The 17,369-nt window shown below is 50.6% G+C and carries 20 protein-coding genes; 11 read left to right on the top strand and 9 right to left on the bottom strand.

What is annotated here, in order from left to right; all coding sequences use genetic code 11:
* Window positions 1-170: 170 nt before the first annotated feature.
* Window positions 171-2,291 (top strand): polyribonucleotide nucleotidyltransferase, encoded by a 2,121-nt coding sequence (pnp, locus tag AC2D8L_RS11405; protein ID WP_484685604.1) that lies wholly within the window; start codon window positions 171-173, stop codon window positions 2,289-2,291.
* Between the two features lie 371 nt (window positions 2,292-2,662).
* On the opposite strand, the gene AC2D8L_RS11400 is transcribed toward pnp, so the two are convergent.
* Window positions 2,663-3,652: a 2-hydroxyacid dehydrogenase gene (locus AC2D8L_RS11400; protein WP_484685603.1), complete on the bottom strand. Its 990-nt coding sequence runs from the start codon at window positions 3,650-3,652 to the stop codon at window positions 2,663-2,665.
* A gap of 202 nt (window positions 3,653-3,854) precedes the next feature.
* Between AC2D8L_RS11400 and AC2D8L_RS11395 the strand changes: the two genes are divergently transcribed.
* Window positions 3,855-4,367, top strand: coding sequence for an SH3 domain-containing protein (locus tag AC2D8L_RS11395; protein WP_484685602.1), 513 nt, complete (start codon window positions 3,855-3,857; stop codon window positions 4,365-4,367).
* A gap of 22 nt (window positions 4,368-4,389) precedes the next feature.
* On the opposite strand, the gene irrA is transcribed toward AC2D8L_RS11395, so the two are convergent.
* The gene (gene irrA / locus AC2D8L_RS11390) at window positions 4,390-4,806 is read right to left on the bottom strand and encodes an iron response transcriptional regulator IrrA (RefSeq protein ID WP_484686397.1); all 417 of its coding nucleotides are present in this window, start codon (window positions 4,804-4,806) and stop codon (window positions 4,390-4,392) included.
* Between the two features lie 354 nt (window positions 4,807-5,160).
* Between irrA and fabA the strand changes: the two genes are divergently transcribed.
* From fabA to AC2D8L_RS11375, 3 genes are all read left to right on the top strand, one after another.
* Window positions 5,161-5,673: a bifunctional 3-hydroxydecanoyl-ACP dehydratase/trans-2-decenoyl-ACP isomerase gene (gene fabA / locus AC2D8L_RS11385; protein WP_484685601.1), complete on the top strand. Its 513-nt coding sequence runs from the start codon at window positions 5,161-5,163 to the stop codon at window positions 5,671-5,673.
* A gap of 29 nt (window positions 5,674-5,702) precedes the next feature.
* A complete protein-coding gene (gene fabB, locus AC2D8L_RS11380; RefSeq protein ID WP_484685600.1) occupies window positions 5,703-6,929 on the top strand; it encodes a beta-ketoacyl-ACP synthase I in 1,227 nt (408 codons plus the stop codon).
* Between the two features lie 118 nt (window positions 6,930-7,047).
* Complete coding sequence (locus tag AC2D8L_RS11375; RefSeq protein ID WP_484685599.1) at window positions 7,048-7,593, top strand: GNAT family N-acetyltransferase; 546 nt, start codon at window positions 7,048-7,050, stop codon at window positions 7,591-7,593.
* A 41-nt stretch (window positions 7,594-7,634) separates the two neighbouring features.
* Here AC2D8L_RS11375 and AC2D8L_RS11370 read toward each other — a convergent pair whose 3' ends face one another.
* A complete protein-coding gene (locus tag AC2D8L_RS11370) occupies window positions 7,635-8,216 on the bottom strand; it encodes a TetR/AcrR family transcriptional regulator (RefSeq protein ID WP_484685598.1) in 582 nt (193 codons plus the stop codon).
* A gap of 101 nt (window positions 8,217-8,317) precedes the next feature.
* Here AC2D8L_RS11370 and AC2D8L_RS11365 point away from each other — a divergent pair, with 101 nt between their 5' ends.
* From AC2D8L_RS11365 to rpiB, 4 genes are all read left to right on the top strand, one after another.
* The gene (locus AC2D8L_RS11365; protein ID WP_484685597.1) at window positions 8,318-8,779 is read left to right on the top strand and encodes a putative quinol monooxygenase; all 462 of its coding nucleotides are present in this window, start codon (window positions 8,318-8,320) and stop codon (window positions 8,777-8,779) included.
* A 134-nt stretch (window positions 8,780-8,913) separates the two neighbouring features.
* Entirely contained in the window at window positions 8,914-9,657 is a 744-nt protein-coding gene (locus AC2D8L_RS11360) for an SDR family NAD(P)-dependent oxidoreductase (protein ID WP_484685596.1), read from the top strand.
* Window positions 9,658-10,539, top strand: a complete 882-nt coding sequence (locus tag AC2D8L_RS11355) for a sigma factor-like helix-turn-helix DNA-binding protein (protein ID WP_484685595.1) — start codon at window positions 9,658-9,660, stop codon at window positions 10,537-10,539.
* A gap of 145 nt (window positions 10,540-10,684) precedes the next feature.
* Window positions 10,685-11,134: a ribose 5-phosphate isomerase B gene (gene rpiB, locus AC2D8L_RS11350; protein ID WP_484685594.1), complete on the top strand. Its 450-nt coding sequence runs from the start codon at window positions 10,685-10,687 to the stop codon at window positions 11,132-11,134.
* Window positions 11,135-11,177: 43 nt separating this feature from the next.
* Here the strand turns inward: rpiB and AC2D8L_RS11345 are convergent, their stop codons facing one another.
* Window positions 11,178-11,810, bottom strand: coding sequence for a DUF2306 domain-containing protein (locus tag AC2D8L_RS11345; RefSeq protein ID WP_484685593.1), 633 nt, complete (start codon window positions 11,808-11,810; stop codon window positions 11,178-11,180).
* An 82-nt stretch (window positions 11,811-11,892) separates the two neighbouring features.
* Between AC2D8L_RS11345 and AC2D8L_RS11340 the strand changes: the two genes are divergently transcribed.
* The gene (locus tag AC2D8L_RS11340) at window positions 11,893-12,345 is read left to right on the top strand and encodes a MarR family winged helix-turn-helix transcriptional regulator (RefSeq protein WP_484685592.1); all 453 of its coding nucleotides are present in this window, start codon (window positions 11,893-11,895) and stop codon (window positions 12,343-12,345) included.
* 53 nt (window positions 12,346-12,398) lie between these two features.
* Window positions 12,399-13,022: a class I SAM-dependent methyltransferase gene (locus AC2D8L_RS11335; RefSeq protein WP_484685591.1), complete on the top strand. Its 624-nt coding sequence runs from the start codon at window positions 12,399-12,401 to the stop codon at window positions 13,020-13,022.
* Window positions 13,023-13,151: 129 nt separating this feature from the next.
* On the opposite strand, the gene AC2D8L_RS11330 is transcribed toward AC2D8L_RS11335, so the two are convergent.
* The 5 genes from AC2D8L_RS11330 to coaBC are packed head-to-tail and all read right to left on the bottom strand — an operon-like array spanning window position 13,152 to window position 17,320.
* Window positions 13,152-14,111, bottom strand: a complete 960-nt coding sequence (locus AC2D8L_RS11330; protein ID WP_484685590.1) for a Gfo/Idh/MocA family protein — start codon at window positions 14,109-14,111, stop codon at window positions 13,152-13,154.
* Between the two features lie 40 nt (window positions 14,112-14,151).
* Window positions 14,152-14,883 (bottom strand): molybdopterin-synthase adenylyltransferase MoeB, encoded by a 732-nt coding sequence (gene moeB, locus AC2D8L_RS11325; protein WP_484685589.1) that lies wholly within the window; start codon window positions 14,881-14,883, stop codon window positions 14,152-14,154.
* Window positions 14,884-14,888: 5 nt separating this feature from the next.
* The gene (locus AC2D8L_RS11320) at window positions 14,889-15,614 is read right to left on the bottom strand and encodes a DUF2259 domain-containing protein (protein ID WP_484685588.1); all 726 of its coding nucleotides are present in this window, start codon (window positions 15,612-15,614) and stop codon (window positions 14,889-14,891) included.
* A 17-nt stretch (window positions 15,615-15,631) separates the two neighbouring features.
* Entirely contained in the window at window positions 15,632-16,096 is a 465-nt protein-coding gene (dut, locus tag AC2D8L_RS11315) for a dUTP diphosphatase (protein WP_484685587.1), read from the bottom strand.
* A 3-nt stretch (window positions 16,097-16,099) separates the two neighbouring features.
* Window positions 16,100-17,320, bottom strand: coding sequence for a bifunctional phosphopantothenoylcysteine decarboxylase/phosphopantothenate--cysteine ligase CoaBC (gene coaBC / locus AC2D8L_RS11310; protein WP_484685586.1), 1,221 nt, complete (start codon window positions 17,318-17,320; stop codon window positions 16,100-16,102).
* Window positions 17,321-17,369: the final 49 nt, after the last annotated feature.

Below are 17,369 nucleotides of genomic sequence, written 5' to 3'. Positions count from 1 at the left end.
TAGCGAGCAGGATCGTCGGTCGCTTTTGAAGTATTTTACTTCATTTCAAAAGCGCCTTGCCATCCGGCTCTCTTTATCCGTTCCGCCAATTGAACGAATGATGCTTTGTCGACGATGAAAATATGGCCATGAGGGGCATATCCGGCAAAGCCATATAGGAACGTAATAGTATGTTTGATCACCATAAGGTGGAACTAAACTGGGGCGGCCAACCGCTGACCCTTGAAACAGGTAAAATGGCACGTCAGGCTGATGGCGCTGTTTTGGCAACCCTTGGCGAAACCGTTGTATTGGCAACCGTTGTTTCAGCTAAAAAAGCAAAACCGGGCGTCGATTTCTTCCCGATGACCGTGAATTACCAAGAAAAATTCTACGCCGCGGGTAAAATCCCGGGCGGCTACTTCAAGCGTGAAGGCCGTCCAACAGAAGCGGAAACATTGATCTGTCGTTTGATCGACCGTCCAATCCGCCCATTGTTCCCATCAGGCTACAAGCACGAAACACAAATCGTTGTCACCGTGCTTCAATATGACCTTGAAAACCGTCCTGACGTACTTGGCTTGGTTGCAGCTTCCGCTGCGCTAACCATTTCTGGCATCCCATTCATGGGCCCAATTGGTGCGGCACGCGTTGGCTATATTGATGGCGAATATGTATTGAACTTCGCCCCAGAGCAAGAAACAGATTCAAAATTGGATCTGGTTATGGCTGGCACCAAAGACGCTGTTTTGATGGTTGAATCAGAAGCTAGCGAACTAAGCGAAGATGAAATGCTCGGCGCGGTTATGTATGGCCACGAGCAATCACAAAAAGTGATCGATGCGATCATCAAACTTGCTGAGCTTTCCGCAAAAGAACCTCGTGAGTTTGAAGCCGAAGACAATTCTGCACTTGAAGCTGAAATGCTTAAGCTTGTTGAAGATGATCTTCGTGCAGCTTACCAAATCACTGAAAAGCAAGAGCGCTACGAAGCTATTGATGCAGCAAAAGCCAAAGTTAAAGAGCATTATGCTCCAGCTGATGGCGAAGAAGCGCAATATAAAGACGAAACAATTGGCGCAGTGTTTAAATCATTGCAAGCTCAAGTTGTTCGCCTCAGCGTTTTGGATACCGGCAAGCGGATTGACGGGCGTGACCTTTCAACCGTTCGCCCTATCATTGCGGAAGCAGGCATTTTGCCACGTACGCACGGTTCTGCTGTGTTTACCCGTGGCGAAACCCAAGCTTTGGTTGTTGCGACTTTGGGTACTGGCGACGACGAGCAGTTTGTTGACAGCCTAGATGGCACGTTCAAAAACAACTTCATGCTGCACTACAACTTCCCGCCTTACTCCGTGGGTGAAGCTGGTCGTATGGGCGGCACAAGCCGTCGTGAAACAGGCCACGGCAAGTTGGCATGGCGCGCGATTAACCCCATTCGTCCAAGTGTTGAAGAATTCCCATATACAATTCGTATTGTGTCTGAGATCACAGAATCAAACGGTTCATCTTCGATGGCGTCTGTTTGTGGTGCATCATTGGCGCTGATGGATGCAGGTGTTCCAATGGCACGTCCGGTTTCTGGCATTGCCATGGGCTTGATCATGGAAGGCGAGCGCTTCGCGGTTCTTTCTGATATTTTGGGTGACGAGGATCACCTTGGCGATATGGACTTTAAAGTGGCGGGTACTTCTGAAGGTATCACTTCACTTCAAATGGACATCAAAATCGCTGGCATCACTGAAGACATCATGAAAACAGCTTTGGCCCAGGCCAAAGATGGTCGTGAGCATATCTTGGGTGAAATGTCTAAAGCGCTTGACGGTGCCCGTGACGAAGTTGGTGAATTTGCACCACGCATCGAAACCATGAAGATCCCAACCGACAAGATCCGCGAAGTTATCGGTACCGGCGGTAAAGTGATCCGTGAGATCGTTGAGAAAACTGGCGCTAAAGTGAACATCGAAGACGATGGCACCATCAAAATCGCTTCAAGCGATGGCAAAGCCATCGAAGCTGCGGTTAAGTGGATCAAGTCGATCACAGACGAGCCAGAAGTTGGCGAAATCTATCAGGGTACAGTTGTTAAATGTGTTGATTTCGGCGCATTTGTGAACTTCTTCGGTCCACGTGACGGCCTTGTGCACATTTCACAACTTGCAGATAAGCGCGTTGAAAAAACAACTGACGTCGTTCAAGAAGGCGGCAAAGTCTTCGTTAAATTGATGGGCTTCGATGACCGCGGCAAAGTCCGTTTGTCAATGAAAGTTGTAAACCAGGAAACTGGCGAAGAAATCAAAGACGAAGACTAGTCTTCTCTTAGTTAGCTGAATTGAAAAGCCCGGCCTGATAAATCAGCGCCGGGCTTTTTGTTTGCTCCTATTTTTCGCCGCCGTTGGTCGCGGTGCTCCCGACCCCGGACCCCCGCCGATTGGTGCCTTATGCAGCCTTCCAAATTCGCAGCATTGCCCACCCACGCCATCCTCGGACTTGACCCGAGGATCCATAAACCAAATCCAAGCTTTCATGGTGAGCTTGTCGAGCCATGAATGCATTGCATTGCGTTTCCATCCTTCGACAGGCTCAGGATGAGGGCGTAGGCAAGGATTAGGAATGGCTTGAATTTAATCGGCGCGGAGGTGCCGGAATCGAGCGCGAAGCGACCAATGCGGCGTGAAAGGAGCTAACCAACCCGATCCGGCAACACCCTATGCGGCGGTTGATGGCCATCCAAGAATGCATGCATATTCACGATGACGGTTTCGCCCATCTCGATACGACCCTCAAGCGTCGCAGAGCCCATATGAGCGGTCATCACAACTTTGTCTTGTCGCGCTAGCTCAAGCAAACGTGGATCAATCGGTTTGTGATGTTCAAAAACATCCAACGCCGCGCCGCTGATTTCGCCCTCGTTCACGGCCTCGATCAATGCATCCTTGTCGATCAGGTCAGGTCGCGCCAGATTGACCAAATAGGCGTCATTTTTCATCTTTTCGAGACGCTCTTTGTTGATGATGGTGCGCGTTTGCTCAGTGCTTGGCGTGTGCAAAGTCACGATGTCCACTGCACCCAGCATATTGTCAAGATTGTCCCAATAATGGGCATCAAGTTCTTCTTCCACAATTGCTGGTTTGCGCGAACGCCCAAAATAATGGATCTCTAAACCAAAGGCGCGGGCCCGGCGTGCCACGGCCATGCCAATACGTCCCAGGCCAACAATCCCAAGCCGTTTCCCCGCCAATCGGCGCCCCAACATCCAGTTGGGCGACCAACCCGGCCATGTGCCATCTTTCAAGAGCATTTGCGAGCCTTCGATCAATCGGCGTGGCACTGCAAGTATCAGCGCCATGGTCATATCCGCCGTATCGTCGGTCAAAACGCTTGGGGTATTGGTGACGGTAATGTCGCGCGTGGCGGCGGCATTGACGTCAATATTGTCCACCCCATTGCCGAATTGGGCGATCATGCGCACACTGTCGGGAAGCCGAGCAATCAGCTCTGCATCAATATTGTCAGTGATGGTTGAAACTAAGATTTCGCAACCTTGGGATTGGGCGATAAGCTCGGCAACCGTCTGTGGTTGGTCATCGCGAACAAATCGCGTGTCAAACAAGGCGGCCATCCGCTCTTCGATAAGCGTTGGCAATCGGCGGGTCACAAAAACCTTAGCCATAGATCCTGTCATTTAGGCCCCAATTTCGCTATAGTCTGATCAAAGAACCAAACTGTCTTAGCCATACATTAAGGTGTATTTGCCTAATTGTTAGGACAAATTCTATTCTGTGGAAAGAGCGTCACACATAATGCGGCAAATATCGGGTCCAAATTTCAATAACCTGCTTAAATTGATGGTCCTTACATCATTGTGCTGTGTGATGATTTTTAGTTCGATTGGCATTGTTCGGGCGCAGAATGTTGGGGCTTCAGGCCTTCCACTCCCGCGTTTTGCTTCCCTGGGTTCCAGCAAAATCAATGTGCGTCACGGGCCGGGCCAAAAATACGACGTGGCCTGGGTGTTTGTACAAAACGGACTGCCAATTGAGATCATTCAGGAATTCGATGCGTGGCGTAAAGTGCGTGATTCGGAAGGCGCAGAAGGTTGGATCCATAAAACCCTGCTGTCCGGGCGTCGCACGGCTTTGGTCAAACCTTGGCGCGCATCATCTAATGAGGTTACCACCATTTATGCACGGCCAGATCCAGCATCGCCAAAACGCGCAATGTTGCAGCCCCAAGTTTTGGTGACCGTCGATAAATGCGAAAATAGCTGGTGTGAAATTTCCGGTCGCTTTAAGCCAAATAAAGAGGCGGACAAGAACCAGAACTTTTCAGGCTGGATCAGCCAAACAACGCTTTGGGGTGTCTATCAAGGCGAAGAAGTCGACTAGGAAAAAGCGATGTTAGGTGCAACTAGCCTAAGCTCTTCACCCGAACGACAACATCAACATGGGTGATTTTCATGCCCTTAGGGGCCGCAGGTAACCCACTGATTTCAATATCATTTGTCGGAATATCAACAACCCGATCCTCATCTTCAATGAAGAAATGATGGTGATCAGATGTATTGGTATCAAAATAGGTTCGTGCAGCGTCAACAGTGACTTCGCGCAATAAACCCGCATCCTTGAACTGACGTAAACTATTGTAAACGGTCGCCAACGAAACGGTGATGCCTTCACTAGATGCTTCGGCATGCAATGCTTCAGCGCTCACATGACGATGTCCGCCACCATAAAGGAGATCAGCAAGCGCAAGTCTTTGGCGTGTCGGGCGCAGGCCCGCCATCCGCAATACAGCGGTTAAACAGGGGCCGCGGGAAACATTCATAAATCGTTGATTGCTAAAAGGCGCATTCATAATGGTCTATTCATCTGTTGGTCTATTGTTGCGAATTATAATCAATTTCAACGCGCCAAACAACTCACCAATTATTATGTGGTGAATATTGCAATTTATTCACCTGCAATTGGTTCAAATTGGATGTTGATTTTCGGCAAATTCACATGAAACATAGGTGTTTGGCGATATTGTATCCGTTCGTCAAAAATGGTCGAAACGCACAACCATTTGCTTTGCGAAAGTGAACAAAAATGTTATGCACGGCCAAAAGCATGTTTGGCCGAGCCACGATTCAATTCAAAATTTGGTCGCAGCAAACAAAAGATGAAGGAATTTTGGCCAATGACAGAGCGTGCCAGCCAGTTTAGCTACGAAGAACTAATCCAGCACGGCAAAGGTGAGTTGCCAGGTCAAGGCGATGCAAGATTGCCAGCTCCACCTATGCTAATGTTTGATCGCATCACCAACATTAACGATGATGCCGGCGAATTTGGCAAAGGCAGTGTCACCGCTGAATTGGACATAAACCCTGATCTTTGGTTTTATAAATGCCACTTTATTGGTGACCCCGTAATGCCGGGCTGTTTGGGCCTTGATGCATTGTGGCAAATGGTTGGGTTCTTTCTCGGATGGTCAGGTTCTCCTGGCCGCGGCCGCGCATTGGGCGGTTCAATTAAATTTGTTGGACAAGCCACTGACGATAAAAAGCTGCTAGAATATCATGTGGACATCAAAAAACACATGAAATCGCCATTGCCCTTTGGCGTTGCGACCGGTTGGGTAAAAGCAGATGGCGAAATCATTTATAAGGCGGAAAATTTGCGCGTTGGCCTCATCGGCCTTGAAAACAAGTAGTTGAACTGTTTGCGCATTAAGAGGATTACATGAAAAGAGTTGTCATCACAGGCATGGGGATTGTTTCCTCAATCGGCAATAACAAAAAAGAAGTTTTGCAAAGCCTGCACGATGCCAAGCCTGGCATCACAACGGCACCAATGCATGTTGAATATGGTTTCCGTAGCCAAGTGCACGGCGAGCCTACGCTAGACCCGTTTGAGATTCTTGATCGCCGGACAACGCGCTTCATGGCGCGTGGCGCCGCATGGAACTATATCGCCATGCAAGAAGCGATTGAGCAGGCTGGCTTGGAAGAAGACAACATCTCCAATCCACGCACGGGCATCGTGATGGGTTCAGGCGGCCCTTCAACGGAAACCTTGATCAAGGCTGCAGATCTTACCCGCAAAAATCTAAATCCTAAGCGGATCGGCCCATTGGCTGTGCCAAAAGCCATGAGCTCCACAGCATCAGCCACGTTGGCGACCGCGTTTAAAATCAAGGGCGTGAACTACACGATCACGTCGGCCTGCGCGACATCAAAACACTGTATTGGTAACGCGTACGAGCAGATTCAAATGGGCAAGCAGGACATCGTTTTTGCTGGCGGCAGTGAAGATCTAGAATGGTCAATGTCCAATATGTTTGATGCATTGGGCGCCATGACGTCGAAATATAACGACACGCCGGAACTGTCTTCTCGCGCATATGACAAAAACCGCGACGGTTTCATTATTGCCGGCGGTGCTGGTGTGATGGTGTTGGAAGAATATGAGCACGCCAAAGCGCGTGGCGCGAATATTTTGGCTGAGATTGTTGGTTATGGCGCAACATCTGATGGTTACGACATGGTCGCACCTTCGGGCGAAGGTGCAGAACGTTGCATGCGTATGGCGCTTGAAACAGTTGATATGCCAATTGACTATATCAACCCGCACGCCACGTCGACGCCTGTTGGCGACATCAAAGAAATCGAAGCCATTCGCCGCGTGTTTGGCAACGAAGATAAATGCCCACCATTGTCAGCGACCAAGTCGCTAACTGGCCACTCTTTGGGTGCCGTTGGCGTTCAAGAATCGATTTATTCGGTCATGATGATGAATGAAGGCTTCTTGTGCGAATCGGCCAATATTTTCGAACTTGATCCAGAATTTGAAGACATGCCTATTTTGCGCGAACGTCGCGACAATCAAAAAATTGGTTGCGTCATGTCAAACTCATTCGGCTTTGGCGGCACCAACGCAACCTTAGTGTTCAAGCACAAAGACGCCTAATTCGGCGTGACATTGCAAAAGTTTTAAGGGGCCCATTCGGCCCCTTTTTTTGTTTCCTTGATCCAATTTTTGAGCTGTGTGAACAATTAAGGCACGACAAGCAGTACGGTTCCCAAATATGCCTCAAAAGCGTCACTCTTTAAAAACTGATCGGTTAATCCTGCGACCGTGGCGAGAAACAGATCTTCCTGCATTTGCCAAAATGCACGCGGATCCAAAAGTCATGGCTGACCAAGGCCCACCGCTCTCAATGGATGAAAGTCAGAAGAAACTGGCAAGATACATTCATTTTTGTGAGACGTTTGGCTATGGACGATGGTGCGTGCTCAATCATCAAGATGAATTTGTCGGCTATGTTGGGATCAATCATCACCCAGCACATAATGCGCTCGGCCCGCATGACGAAATTGGATGGCGGATTCGTCGCAAGTTTTGGGGCAAGGGTCTGGCGACGGAAGCCGCGAAGGCGGCGCTGGACGACGGGTTTGAGCGGTTGCATATCACAAAAATTTTGAGTTGTACGTCTCCAGAAAACATTCGGTCTCAGTCGGTTATGGCCAAGCTGTCGATGCGAAGGGCAATGGAACTAGATTTTAACTGGATAGATAACTCGAATGGAACAGAATTGCCGGTTTGGGTTTGGTCGGCTGAACGAGGACAGTAGATTTCAAAAAGTTTTGAGGGGCCTTTTGGCCCCTATTTTTATTAGTCTAATTGGCCGACGACGGCGCGACATGCAGCATGAACCTGATCGGATGGCGCTTTCGCTCTTATGAGCGCAGACACGCCGACAACTGACATGGCGAAAAATGACGCTAGATCGTCGATATTGCGGCGATCACTCAACTTGCCTTCGTTGCGTGCATTGTTGAGTGCTTGCCGAAACCCAGCATTTAGCCGCTCCAAATAAGCATCAACAAATTTTGCGCTGCCGCTGTCCTGCGCGCTTCGCTCAACGGCGGTATTGGCCATCAAACATCCAAGTCCATTGAAGCGGCTGTCAATTGCCGATGCATAGCCATCAAACGCTGCTCGTATAGCGTCCGAATTTGCGTCGGGTTTTTCGATAGGTGCCAATACCCGCGACAGGTGCACTTTGGAATAGCGATCCAGTGCAGCCTCAAACAATTCCTGCTTTGACCCGAACTCCGCATACATGCTTTTGCGGTTTACGCCCAAAGCGCTGACAAGTTCAGCGGTGCTCGTTGCGGCATATCCCTGTCGACGAAACAACTCGATTGCTTCATCGAGCAATGCCTCGCGATTGTATTTTTTTGTTCCAGCCATCATGTCCTCAAAAAATCTGTTGACATAAAAGTAATTGATCGGTTACTAATGTCAAGGTAACTGAACGATTACTTTTGAAAAACGGAAACAAGGAAAATAAAATGACCCGTCAATTCACGCAAAAAGTAGCAACAAAGACGCTTGTTGCTGGCGCAATGGTTCTTGCTGGCACCCTCGGTGCTTTTGCCGATCAAGCATCAACACAAATTGATCTCACATATATTTGGACGGCAAAGCCTGGCATGAACGAACAATTGGTTCTCACATATACGGCCGTGGGCGATGTGCTTGAGGCAAGCGAGCCAGGACTTCTAAAATATGAAATTTCGGTGTCTGAAAAAGGCGATCAGATCATCATTCACGAAATATTTGAAAATAACGAAGCCCTTGCCGTTCATCTACAAGGCACGGCAGCGAAGTACTTCCCGCAAATTGCCGAAATCGCAGCGCCCGGTCCATTCATCTTCCGTGGTGACGTATCACCAGAACTCAAATCCGCGGCGTATGGCATGAATATGGGCGCTGTATTCACGACAGAATGGAAAGGTTTTGAGCGCGACTAATCGTTCAAAAGGGGGCGCCATGCCCCCTCGATCCTGTCGAACCTATCCATGACCATAAAATAATTTATCCAAGCGCGAACCCTTTTGCCCAGCCGAGGTGTCTTTCTTTCATAGACTTCGTGAAAGGAACGCTCATGTCTCTTCAACTCAAAAATGCATTAATCATCGGCGCTGGGCGCGGCACAGGACGGGCACTGGCCCTACAACTTGCCGCGGCCGGTTCAAAAGTAACCGCCGTCGCCCGCACACAAGCGGATCTTCAATCTTTGGCTGCAGAGAATAGCAACATTAATCCTTATGTCGGCGACGGCGCGACCGGCATCGCGGTAGATTTGATCGAAAAGATAAAACCCGATCTATTGGTGCTCGCTGGTGGCATAAGCCCGAAGATGGGCAGCTTTTTCGATCAGGATTGGGAAAGTTTCAGCGCCACTTGGAACGCCGATACCAAAACGACCTTTGAGTTTCTCAAAGCAGCAATTCAAGCCCCGCTTGCGCCCAACAGCACCATTGTCACCCTTTCCAGCGGCGCCGCAATTGGCGGGTCACCGCTTTCTGGTGGCTATGCCGGGGCGAAGCGGATGCAACATTATCTGACCGACTACACCGCTTGGGAATCGGACAAACGCAAGCTCAATCTGCGCTGTTTCACCCTCTATCCGCGCCAATTCATCGCTGGCACCAAAACCGCAAATAGTGCCGCAAATGCCTATGCGACCGCGCGCGGTGTGTCTCACGATCAATTTATGGCACAATGGGAAAAACCACTGACCCCCGAATTGTTGGCCAGCCAGATCATCGACTTGGCAAATCCAGAAGCGGACAACAAGCCAGGTGCTTGGGGTGTCACGGGCGCGAAAATGGAACCTTTGAGCTAAATGAAAAGCGATACGGAAATTTCAGGTCTTACACAACTCTCAGCACTGCTGCCAGCGGTTCGCGGCGAATTGCATCGCTATCTTGCCCGAATGACCGGTTCTGTCATTGATGGCGAAGATGTCTTGCAAGACACATTGCTCGCCGCGTCAATCGCGCTTCAAAGCGGGGTTGAAGTGGACAATATGCGCGCTTGGCTTTTCCGTATCGCCCACAATACGGCGCTAAACATGTTTCGCGCCCGAAAACGTGAGGCTCAAATGAAAGAACATCTATTTCATATGCCACCAATGGACCAGCCAATGAGCGGCGACACTTTGCCCGAAGCCCTCACCCCCTATTTGGCGCTCACGCCGATGCAGCGAAGTGTTGTCATTTTGCGGGACGTGCTGGGATATTCCGCCAAGGAAGTTGCAGACCTGACGGGCAACAATGTCGGTGCGGTCAAATCGGCACTTCGACGCGGTCGCCTCGCCTTGAGCGATGCACGCGAAAAGCCTAATCCTGAAAAAGAAATATTATCAAAAAGCGAAACACAGGCCCTGCATAAATATGCAGACCTCTTCAACGCCCATGATTTTGATGGGCTGCGCGACATGCTCAGCGGTGAAGTGCGGATGGAATTGGTCTCCGTCGACTATCGTGAGGGCAAAGAAAAAGTCTCTGGCTATTTCTCCAATTACGCAAAACGCAACGATTGGCAAATGTTCCCTGGCTTGGTTGAAGGGCGCCCGGCTATCTTGGCGATGGACAAAAGTCAGCCGGGTCACGCGCCTGCCTATTTTATTCTGCTTGATGTGAACGCGTCCAGCGTCGAGTTCATTCGCGATTTCCGATATGCCCGCTATGCCATGCAAGATGCGAATTGGTCATTATTGACTTAAGTCTAATGCATTTCTTGTCGCCAACATGCCTAAAGGATTGGCCGTCAAAAAAGCTTGTGATAGTCATTGAACGAGCAGTTAAGCAATCATCGGCACGGCCCAAATGAGCCAGCAAGCCGCCATTTGGAAACGGAACAGTTTCATCATGACAGAAAATAAACGCATCGTCCTTTCCAGCGATCACGCTGATATTGAACTTCGCCAAACCATCGCGCGCCATGTGGCCGCTGCGGGTTGGGAGGCCGTGGATATCGGCCCGATGACCAGTGAGAGCACGCACTATCCAAAACACGGCAAAGAAGCCGCGCAAATGGTGGCTTCAGGTGATTGCCAACTCGGCATCATCCTGTGCGGCACCGGCCAAGGCATCATGATGGCCGCAAACAAGGTTCCCGGCATTCGCTGCGGCGTTTGCAGCGACACATTCTCCGCTCGCATGATCCGGCAACACAATAATGCCAACATGCTTTCCATCGGCGCGCGGGTTGTCGGCGAAGGCTTAGCGCTTGATATTGTTGACGCCTACCTCAACGCCGAATTTGAAGGCGGCCGCCACGCCACCCGGGTAGACATGATTGAAACAGAAGACGAATAGTCAAGCCGCCGGATTTTGAGTTTCCTACGCTTGGCGCGCCTTGTCATTTGGTGCGCCAAATCCAGATTTCTGCAATGGCGAGGTTGAGCACCCAGCTAAGGGTGACGGCGGCGAAATAGGCGAGTTCATTTCCGCTCGAATTTCCAGCCAAAACGGGCACCCAAATGCTGAAGCTGACAAAGAACAGCGATAGCGAAAAGCTTCGTATCATCCATTGTCGGTGTTGTTTAAGACGGCGGGACCGAATTTTTTGATAAGCGATTAAAGTCGATATAAACCAGATCGCACCAAGCACAGCAAATGACATGCGTGCGGACAGCCCAACATCAAAAAACGCGGCATTGGCAACCGCCGCAGCACTTGCAACCAACGCGCATATCACATAAATGCGCCCGCCCCAGCGATGGGCCCAAAGCCATCTGGCGCGTAGGCTTGGATTGAATTGTATGATCCCCATCATCAAAACAACGCCCCCCGCCAACGCATGAATTTTGAATGCCAGCGGCAATGAGCGTGTCTTTTCGCTTTCCAAAAACCCTAAACCGGCTGCAAATGCAAACAAACCATAGATCGCGCAAATTAGCGCCAATATGCTCCATATGCCCCAAACACCCAGATGCCAAGGACCGATAAGCCATTTTTTGGCTTGGGTTTTTGAGGGCTGAGAAATTGACATCTTGATCTCCACATATTGACAACAAGGTTGTCATACATATATGTTGACAAGTAAGTTGTCAAATATTCCATAAGGGACCCACATGGCAAAAGACCAAGCCCAAATGAGTGCGCTAATCGGCGAAATCAGAACGGCATTCAATCGGCTAAAATCCGTGGCTCAAGGGCTACATGCCGATCTTGAAGTAACGCCATCCATGCGCGCAACTTTACAAACTCTAGTTCTAATGGCCCCACAAACGGTGCCAGAAATTGCCAAGGCAAAAACCGTTTCCCGCCAACATGTTCAAAAAAACATGAATGTTCTGTTGGAAGCAGGGCTTGTGCACGCAAAGGACAATCCAGATCACAAGCGTTCAGTTCATTACTTCCCAACACAGGCGGGCAAACAGCTATTTTCCGAAATTGAGGCGCGAGAGGCAGCGCCAATGAATATGTTGGCCAAAACGCTCCCGCCGCAAGACGTTGTCGCCGCAACAAAACTATTGGCGCTTTTAAACCAAACGTTGCAATCTCAAATCAACGGTGAATATTGAATAATGACTGATGTGAAACCGCACGTTCCGTTCGCCAATTCTTGCTCCCCAATATGACATTGAAATCCGTCATTTTTGCGCAATTTCGTCAACCCACCGGTTTGCTGGGTGCTCTGGCTGGGCGGGTCATGGCCGCACGGCCGTCCAACCGCTTGCGCAACGAGAAGACAATCGAGCTGATGCGCCTAAAGCCGGACAGCAAAGTGCTGGAAATTGGTTGCGGCCCGGGGCTAGCTTTGGCCAATTGTGCACCAATTCTCACGTCTGGTCGTTTGGTTGGCCTTGATCATTCTGAAGTAATGATTGGCCAAGCGCGCGACCGATTGCGCAAATGTGATGGTGGCGACAGGGTTGAGCTTGTCACAGGTGAAGTAGACCAGTTGGCGAAGTGGCCCTTAATATTCAACTATGTCTTCTCCATAAATGTCATACAGTTTCAAAGTGACAAATTGGCCTTTTTCCGCACCATTTATAGCGCGCTACAGCCAGGCGGGACGTGCCTTACCACCTATCAACCGCGCTTAGATAAAGACAGCCCTGCGGCAACAAAAGAAATGATCCGACAAGTCGAGGAGGCGCTTGCCGCAGCAGGCTTTGCCAATATTTCAAAAAAGCAAATTATCGACGGCGACGCGCCAGCAACATGCATTATCGGTCAAAAACGCTTAGATGATTGAGGTCTAAATGCCACTGAGCCATTGGGTTTGATCAGCACGATTGCCGACAGCCTGGGGGCCAATAAGAATTACAAATTTCATCAATCAAAATACCTAAAAGAACGAATTTATGGTAGGGGCAATCCGGCCCTAACTTGCCAACATGCCCTCAATTTTTTCTTGAACGCTCAGCGCTTCCTGAATGGTGGCGAGTTTGTTTGGTTCACCGCGCATGCACGCCACTAGGGCATCAAGCTGGGTATGAAGCCCATCAATCCGGGAGTTCTCGCCCGGGTCGACAATTTGGGTGAAACCATCGCCCTTGCTCTCCCATAGCTCGCTAAAATGCTGAACTTTGAAGCTCTTCTTGCTGCCCTTCACAAACACTTCTTGCAGATTGGGCTGCTGACCGCCAACTGCGGCGAAAATATTGAGCGGTAAGCCTTCATGGTTACTCAGGCGTGCGCAAAGGTGTGTCTCGCAAAGTTCATCATCGGGGAAATCTGGGTGCGCCCAATTGAGGTGCGTTGTGCCCATCAACCGTTCAGCGAAAAAAACAAAATGCGAAATAACTTCGCGGGTCATGCCCCCTTCTGCACGAAAGCGCAGCCAATCGGCTTCAATTTGCCACGCGCGCGGCCATTGTGGGTAAGAGACATGGATATCAATGCCCAAAAACTCTCCCATTTCACCCTCGGCAAGCGCGGCAGTAACCCTTTCAAGTGGCATATCCGTAGCCTGTGTGAAATTGACTGCAGCTGGCACATTCGCCTGCTCGATATGGTGTACCAAAGAACGGCTGGCAGGCAGGTCTACGCCAAGGGGTTTTTCCAAGAATAAAGGCTTGCCGCAGTCGGCGCCCATCATCGCATAAAGGCGTCGCGGCACTGGCGGGCAGGCCAGATAAAGCAGGTCAGCGGCCTCGATGGCGGTTTCTGGATTGTCCGTCACGATGGCTTGCGGCGCAATGGCGGTGGCTTTGGCGACAGCTTCAGCATTGGGGTCCCAAATGTGACCGGCAGAAAACCTCTCGTGGCTATTCAGCGCCGTCAGCATACGCCGACCCATGATGCCTAACCCGATCACCGATACTGAATTTTTGTCGTGCATGGCCATGTCCCCCTCCATATTTCGAGGAGGCTATCATCGCCTAAGGGGCGCGTCGATATTTCATCTCTCTAAATCGAGCATCGCGCCCGTCATAAATCATCAAGCGCCCGACCAGCAGTTCCCCAACCCCGGTTATCAGTTTTACCGCTTCCATGGCTTGCAACCCACCAATGACACCCGTGATAGGTCCCAAAATGCCAGTCTCCTCGCAACTCGGGAGCTGATCTGGGGTCGGCACCTCTGGATAGAGATCAACAAAGCGCGGATTGTTATTTTCATAGGGCATGAAGACCGTCAGCGTGCCGTCAAACAGCGACACTGCACCCGCAATCAGCGGCTTCGCCGCTTGCTCGCATAGTTTGGCGACGCTTGCTCGGGTTTCAAAATTGTCTGATCCATCAATCACCACATCAAAGGGGGCGATTATGCGCGCGCCATTATCTTCATCAAGCCGTTCATTTATCGCTTGAAAATCCACGTGCGCATTTAGATCTTGCGCAAAGCGTTTTGCAGACGCCACTTTCTCAACGCCTTCATCGCTGGTGCGATGAACAATTTGGCGCTGCAGGTTGGAAAGGGACACCACATCATCGTCAACGACGCCAATGGTGCCAACCCCGGCTGCTGTCAAATAAGCGATTACCGGGCTGCCGAGCCCACCAGCGCCGATAATCAAAACCTTCGCCGCTTTGAGTTTTTGCTGGCCAGCGCCGCCAACATTTTTCAACACAATGTGGCGCTGGTAGCGTTTGATCTCATCGGCGTTCAGCATATAGTTTAGTTACCTGGTGAAATTGGAACAGCAACATAGCGTCGGTCCAACCCTTCAAATCCATGCGCCCAAACAGAGATTAAGGCAACCGCATGGTTCAGGTCGTATGCATCAAACGGTATAGCAACCGCACTTGCGCGATAGGTGATGGGACATCCGCGGGATTGAGGCACCTTGCTGTCTTCATGCAATATGGTCTCACTTTCCCCATCATTGAATTTTAGGCGAAAGCCCATGGCGTCTTCGCCTATATAGTCGACACACATTTGCGGTGAAGGCGCTTTGTAAATGTCAAAGCTCAACTCATATTCACCCCATATGGCCGCTGGCTTGCTATAGCCGGGCACACCGAACTTGAGGGTAAGTTCATCCCCCAGCTCGCCATCTGCTTTGTGGGCAATCAATCGGGCAGGGCGCTGCACGCCAAGTTCTTGCAACAGGTCCGCCGCATCGCCAAAAGCTGCCGAGCGCGTTTCGTGCAGCGTCTGCTCTTCATCTTCGGCCCTCACCCGAAACGGCGAGTCTCCAACCCAACTGTCGTTGGTTAGATCGATGACAAAGATGGTCGAATAGGTAAATCCTGATCCGTCTTGAACGCCATATTCCTCAAATGCGAAATAGCGGCCATCGTCAGAATAGCCGATGAGATCAAGCTCAGCCCGCTCCGCGCTGATGGCAGTGCTGGAAACCAAAAATAGTGCAAATATAGAAACGACTAGGTGTTTGAGCATGGGTCTTCTCCCCCAATTTAGGCGTTTTTCACGCCTGTTGAACCAAAACCACCCGCCCCACGTTCTGTATTATCAAGCGTTTGTGTTTCGATCATGGCAATGCGCGGCACCGGCGCAATTACCATTTGCGCAATGCGGTCACCCCGATTGATGATGAAATCAGTTTTGCCGTGATTGATCAATATCACCCGCACTTCACCCCGATAGTCAGCATCAACAGTTCCCGGCGCATTCAAAGTGGTTACAGCGTGCTTCGCCGCCAAACCAGATCGCGGACGGATTTGAGCCTCATAGCCTTCGGGCAATCCAAGCGCGAAGCCCGTTGGCACTATATCATGGTCCCCAGGCGCGATCACCATCGGCTCACCCTGTGGCACAGCAGCACTCAAATCCAACCCAGCAGCCCCTGCCGTCGCTTGAAACGGAACGGGCAATCCTTTGCCATGCTCTAAAACCGTAAAAGGAACTTCAATGGCACTCATAACTCAATCCGGTTGCTTTAGGTGAGATGTAATTTGATTGGTGAGCTTTTTGCCCACTTCGTCTTTGCTCATTTGCGCCCATTCCTGATGGCCCTGATCATTGAAAAACACAATCGTGTTCTGATCACCGCCAAAGGTGCCACTGCCTGCGCTCACATCATTGGCAAGCAGCCAATCACAGCCTTTGCGCAAACGTTTCGCTTCTGCGTGGTGCACAATGTCGTTTGTTTCGGCGGCAAAACCGATCACCAATAGCGGGCGATCGCCGGGTTCCAACTGGGCAACAGAATGCAAAATGTCCGGGTTCAGCACCATCTCAAGGCTTGGCGCTTCGCCATCACCGTTCTTTTTGATTTTCTCAGCTCCGACCTCTTTGGGCCGCCAATCTGAAACAGCGGCGCAAAAAATCGCAACGTCACACGGCAGTGCTTCATGTACCGCGTCATACATATCTTGCGCGGTCGTAATCTTGGTGACATTTACCCCATCGGGCGGCGGCACATCTGCCGCGCCGGTGATAAATTCAACTTCAGCGCCAGCGGCACGAAGGGCGCGTGCGATGGCAGTGCCTTGTTTGCCAGATGAGGCATTAGTCAAAAAACGCACCGGATCAAGCGGCTCGCACGTCGCGCCGGAGGTCACTAAAACCCGTTTGCCCTTGAGCGGTAAGTTGTCGCCATAGGTGAAAAAATAGTCCTTGATCGCGGCAAAAATAACGTCCGGTTCGGCTAAACGTCCGGGCCCAAATTCGCCACATGCCATTTCGCCTTCGTCTGGGCCGACAAAGCTCATGCCATCCTCAATTAGCGTTTGGAAATTGCGCTGGGTCGCAGCCGCTTCCCACATGCGCACATTCATCGATGGCGCGACGATCACATGTTTGTCTCGAGCTAAAATTGCGGTTGAAGCGAGGTCGTCGGCAAACCCATGGGCCATTTTCGCCATAAAATCACCGGTGGCTGGCGCAACAACAATCAGGTCCGCGTCGCGCACCAATTCGATATGATTGATTTCTGCTTCGCGCCCTAAGTCAAACAACTCACTAAGCGCTGGATTGCCGGCAACAGTTCCTGCTGTGAGAGGCGTCACAAATTCGAGCGCTGATTTTGTCAAGATCGGTTGCACATCGCCACCGGCCTTTTTGATCATCCGCATTAAGTCAATCGCCTTAAACGCAGCGATGCCCCCGGTGATAATCAATAGAATTTTACGGCCGGTCAGCATGGCATACTCCATTTGGATAGGTTCTCAGACCCGAGCTAAAATAACCTGC

This window comes from Maritalea sp. YIW29 (genome assembly GCF_057219265.1).
This window is presented reverse-complemented; position numbering and strand designations above follow the sequence as displayed.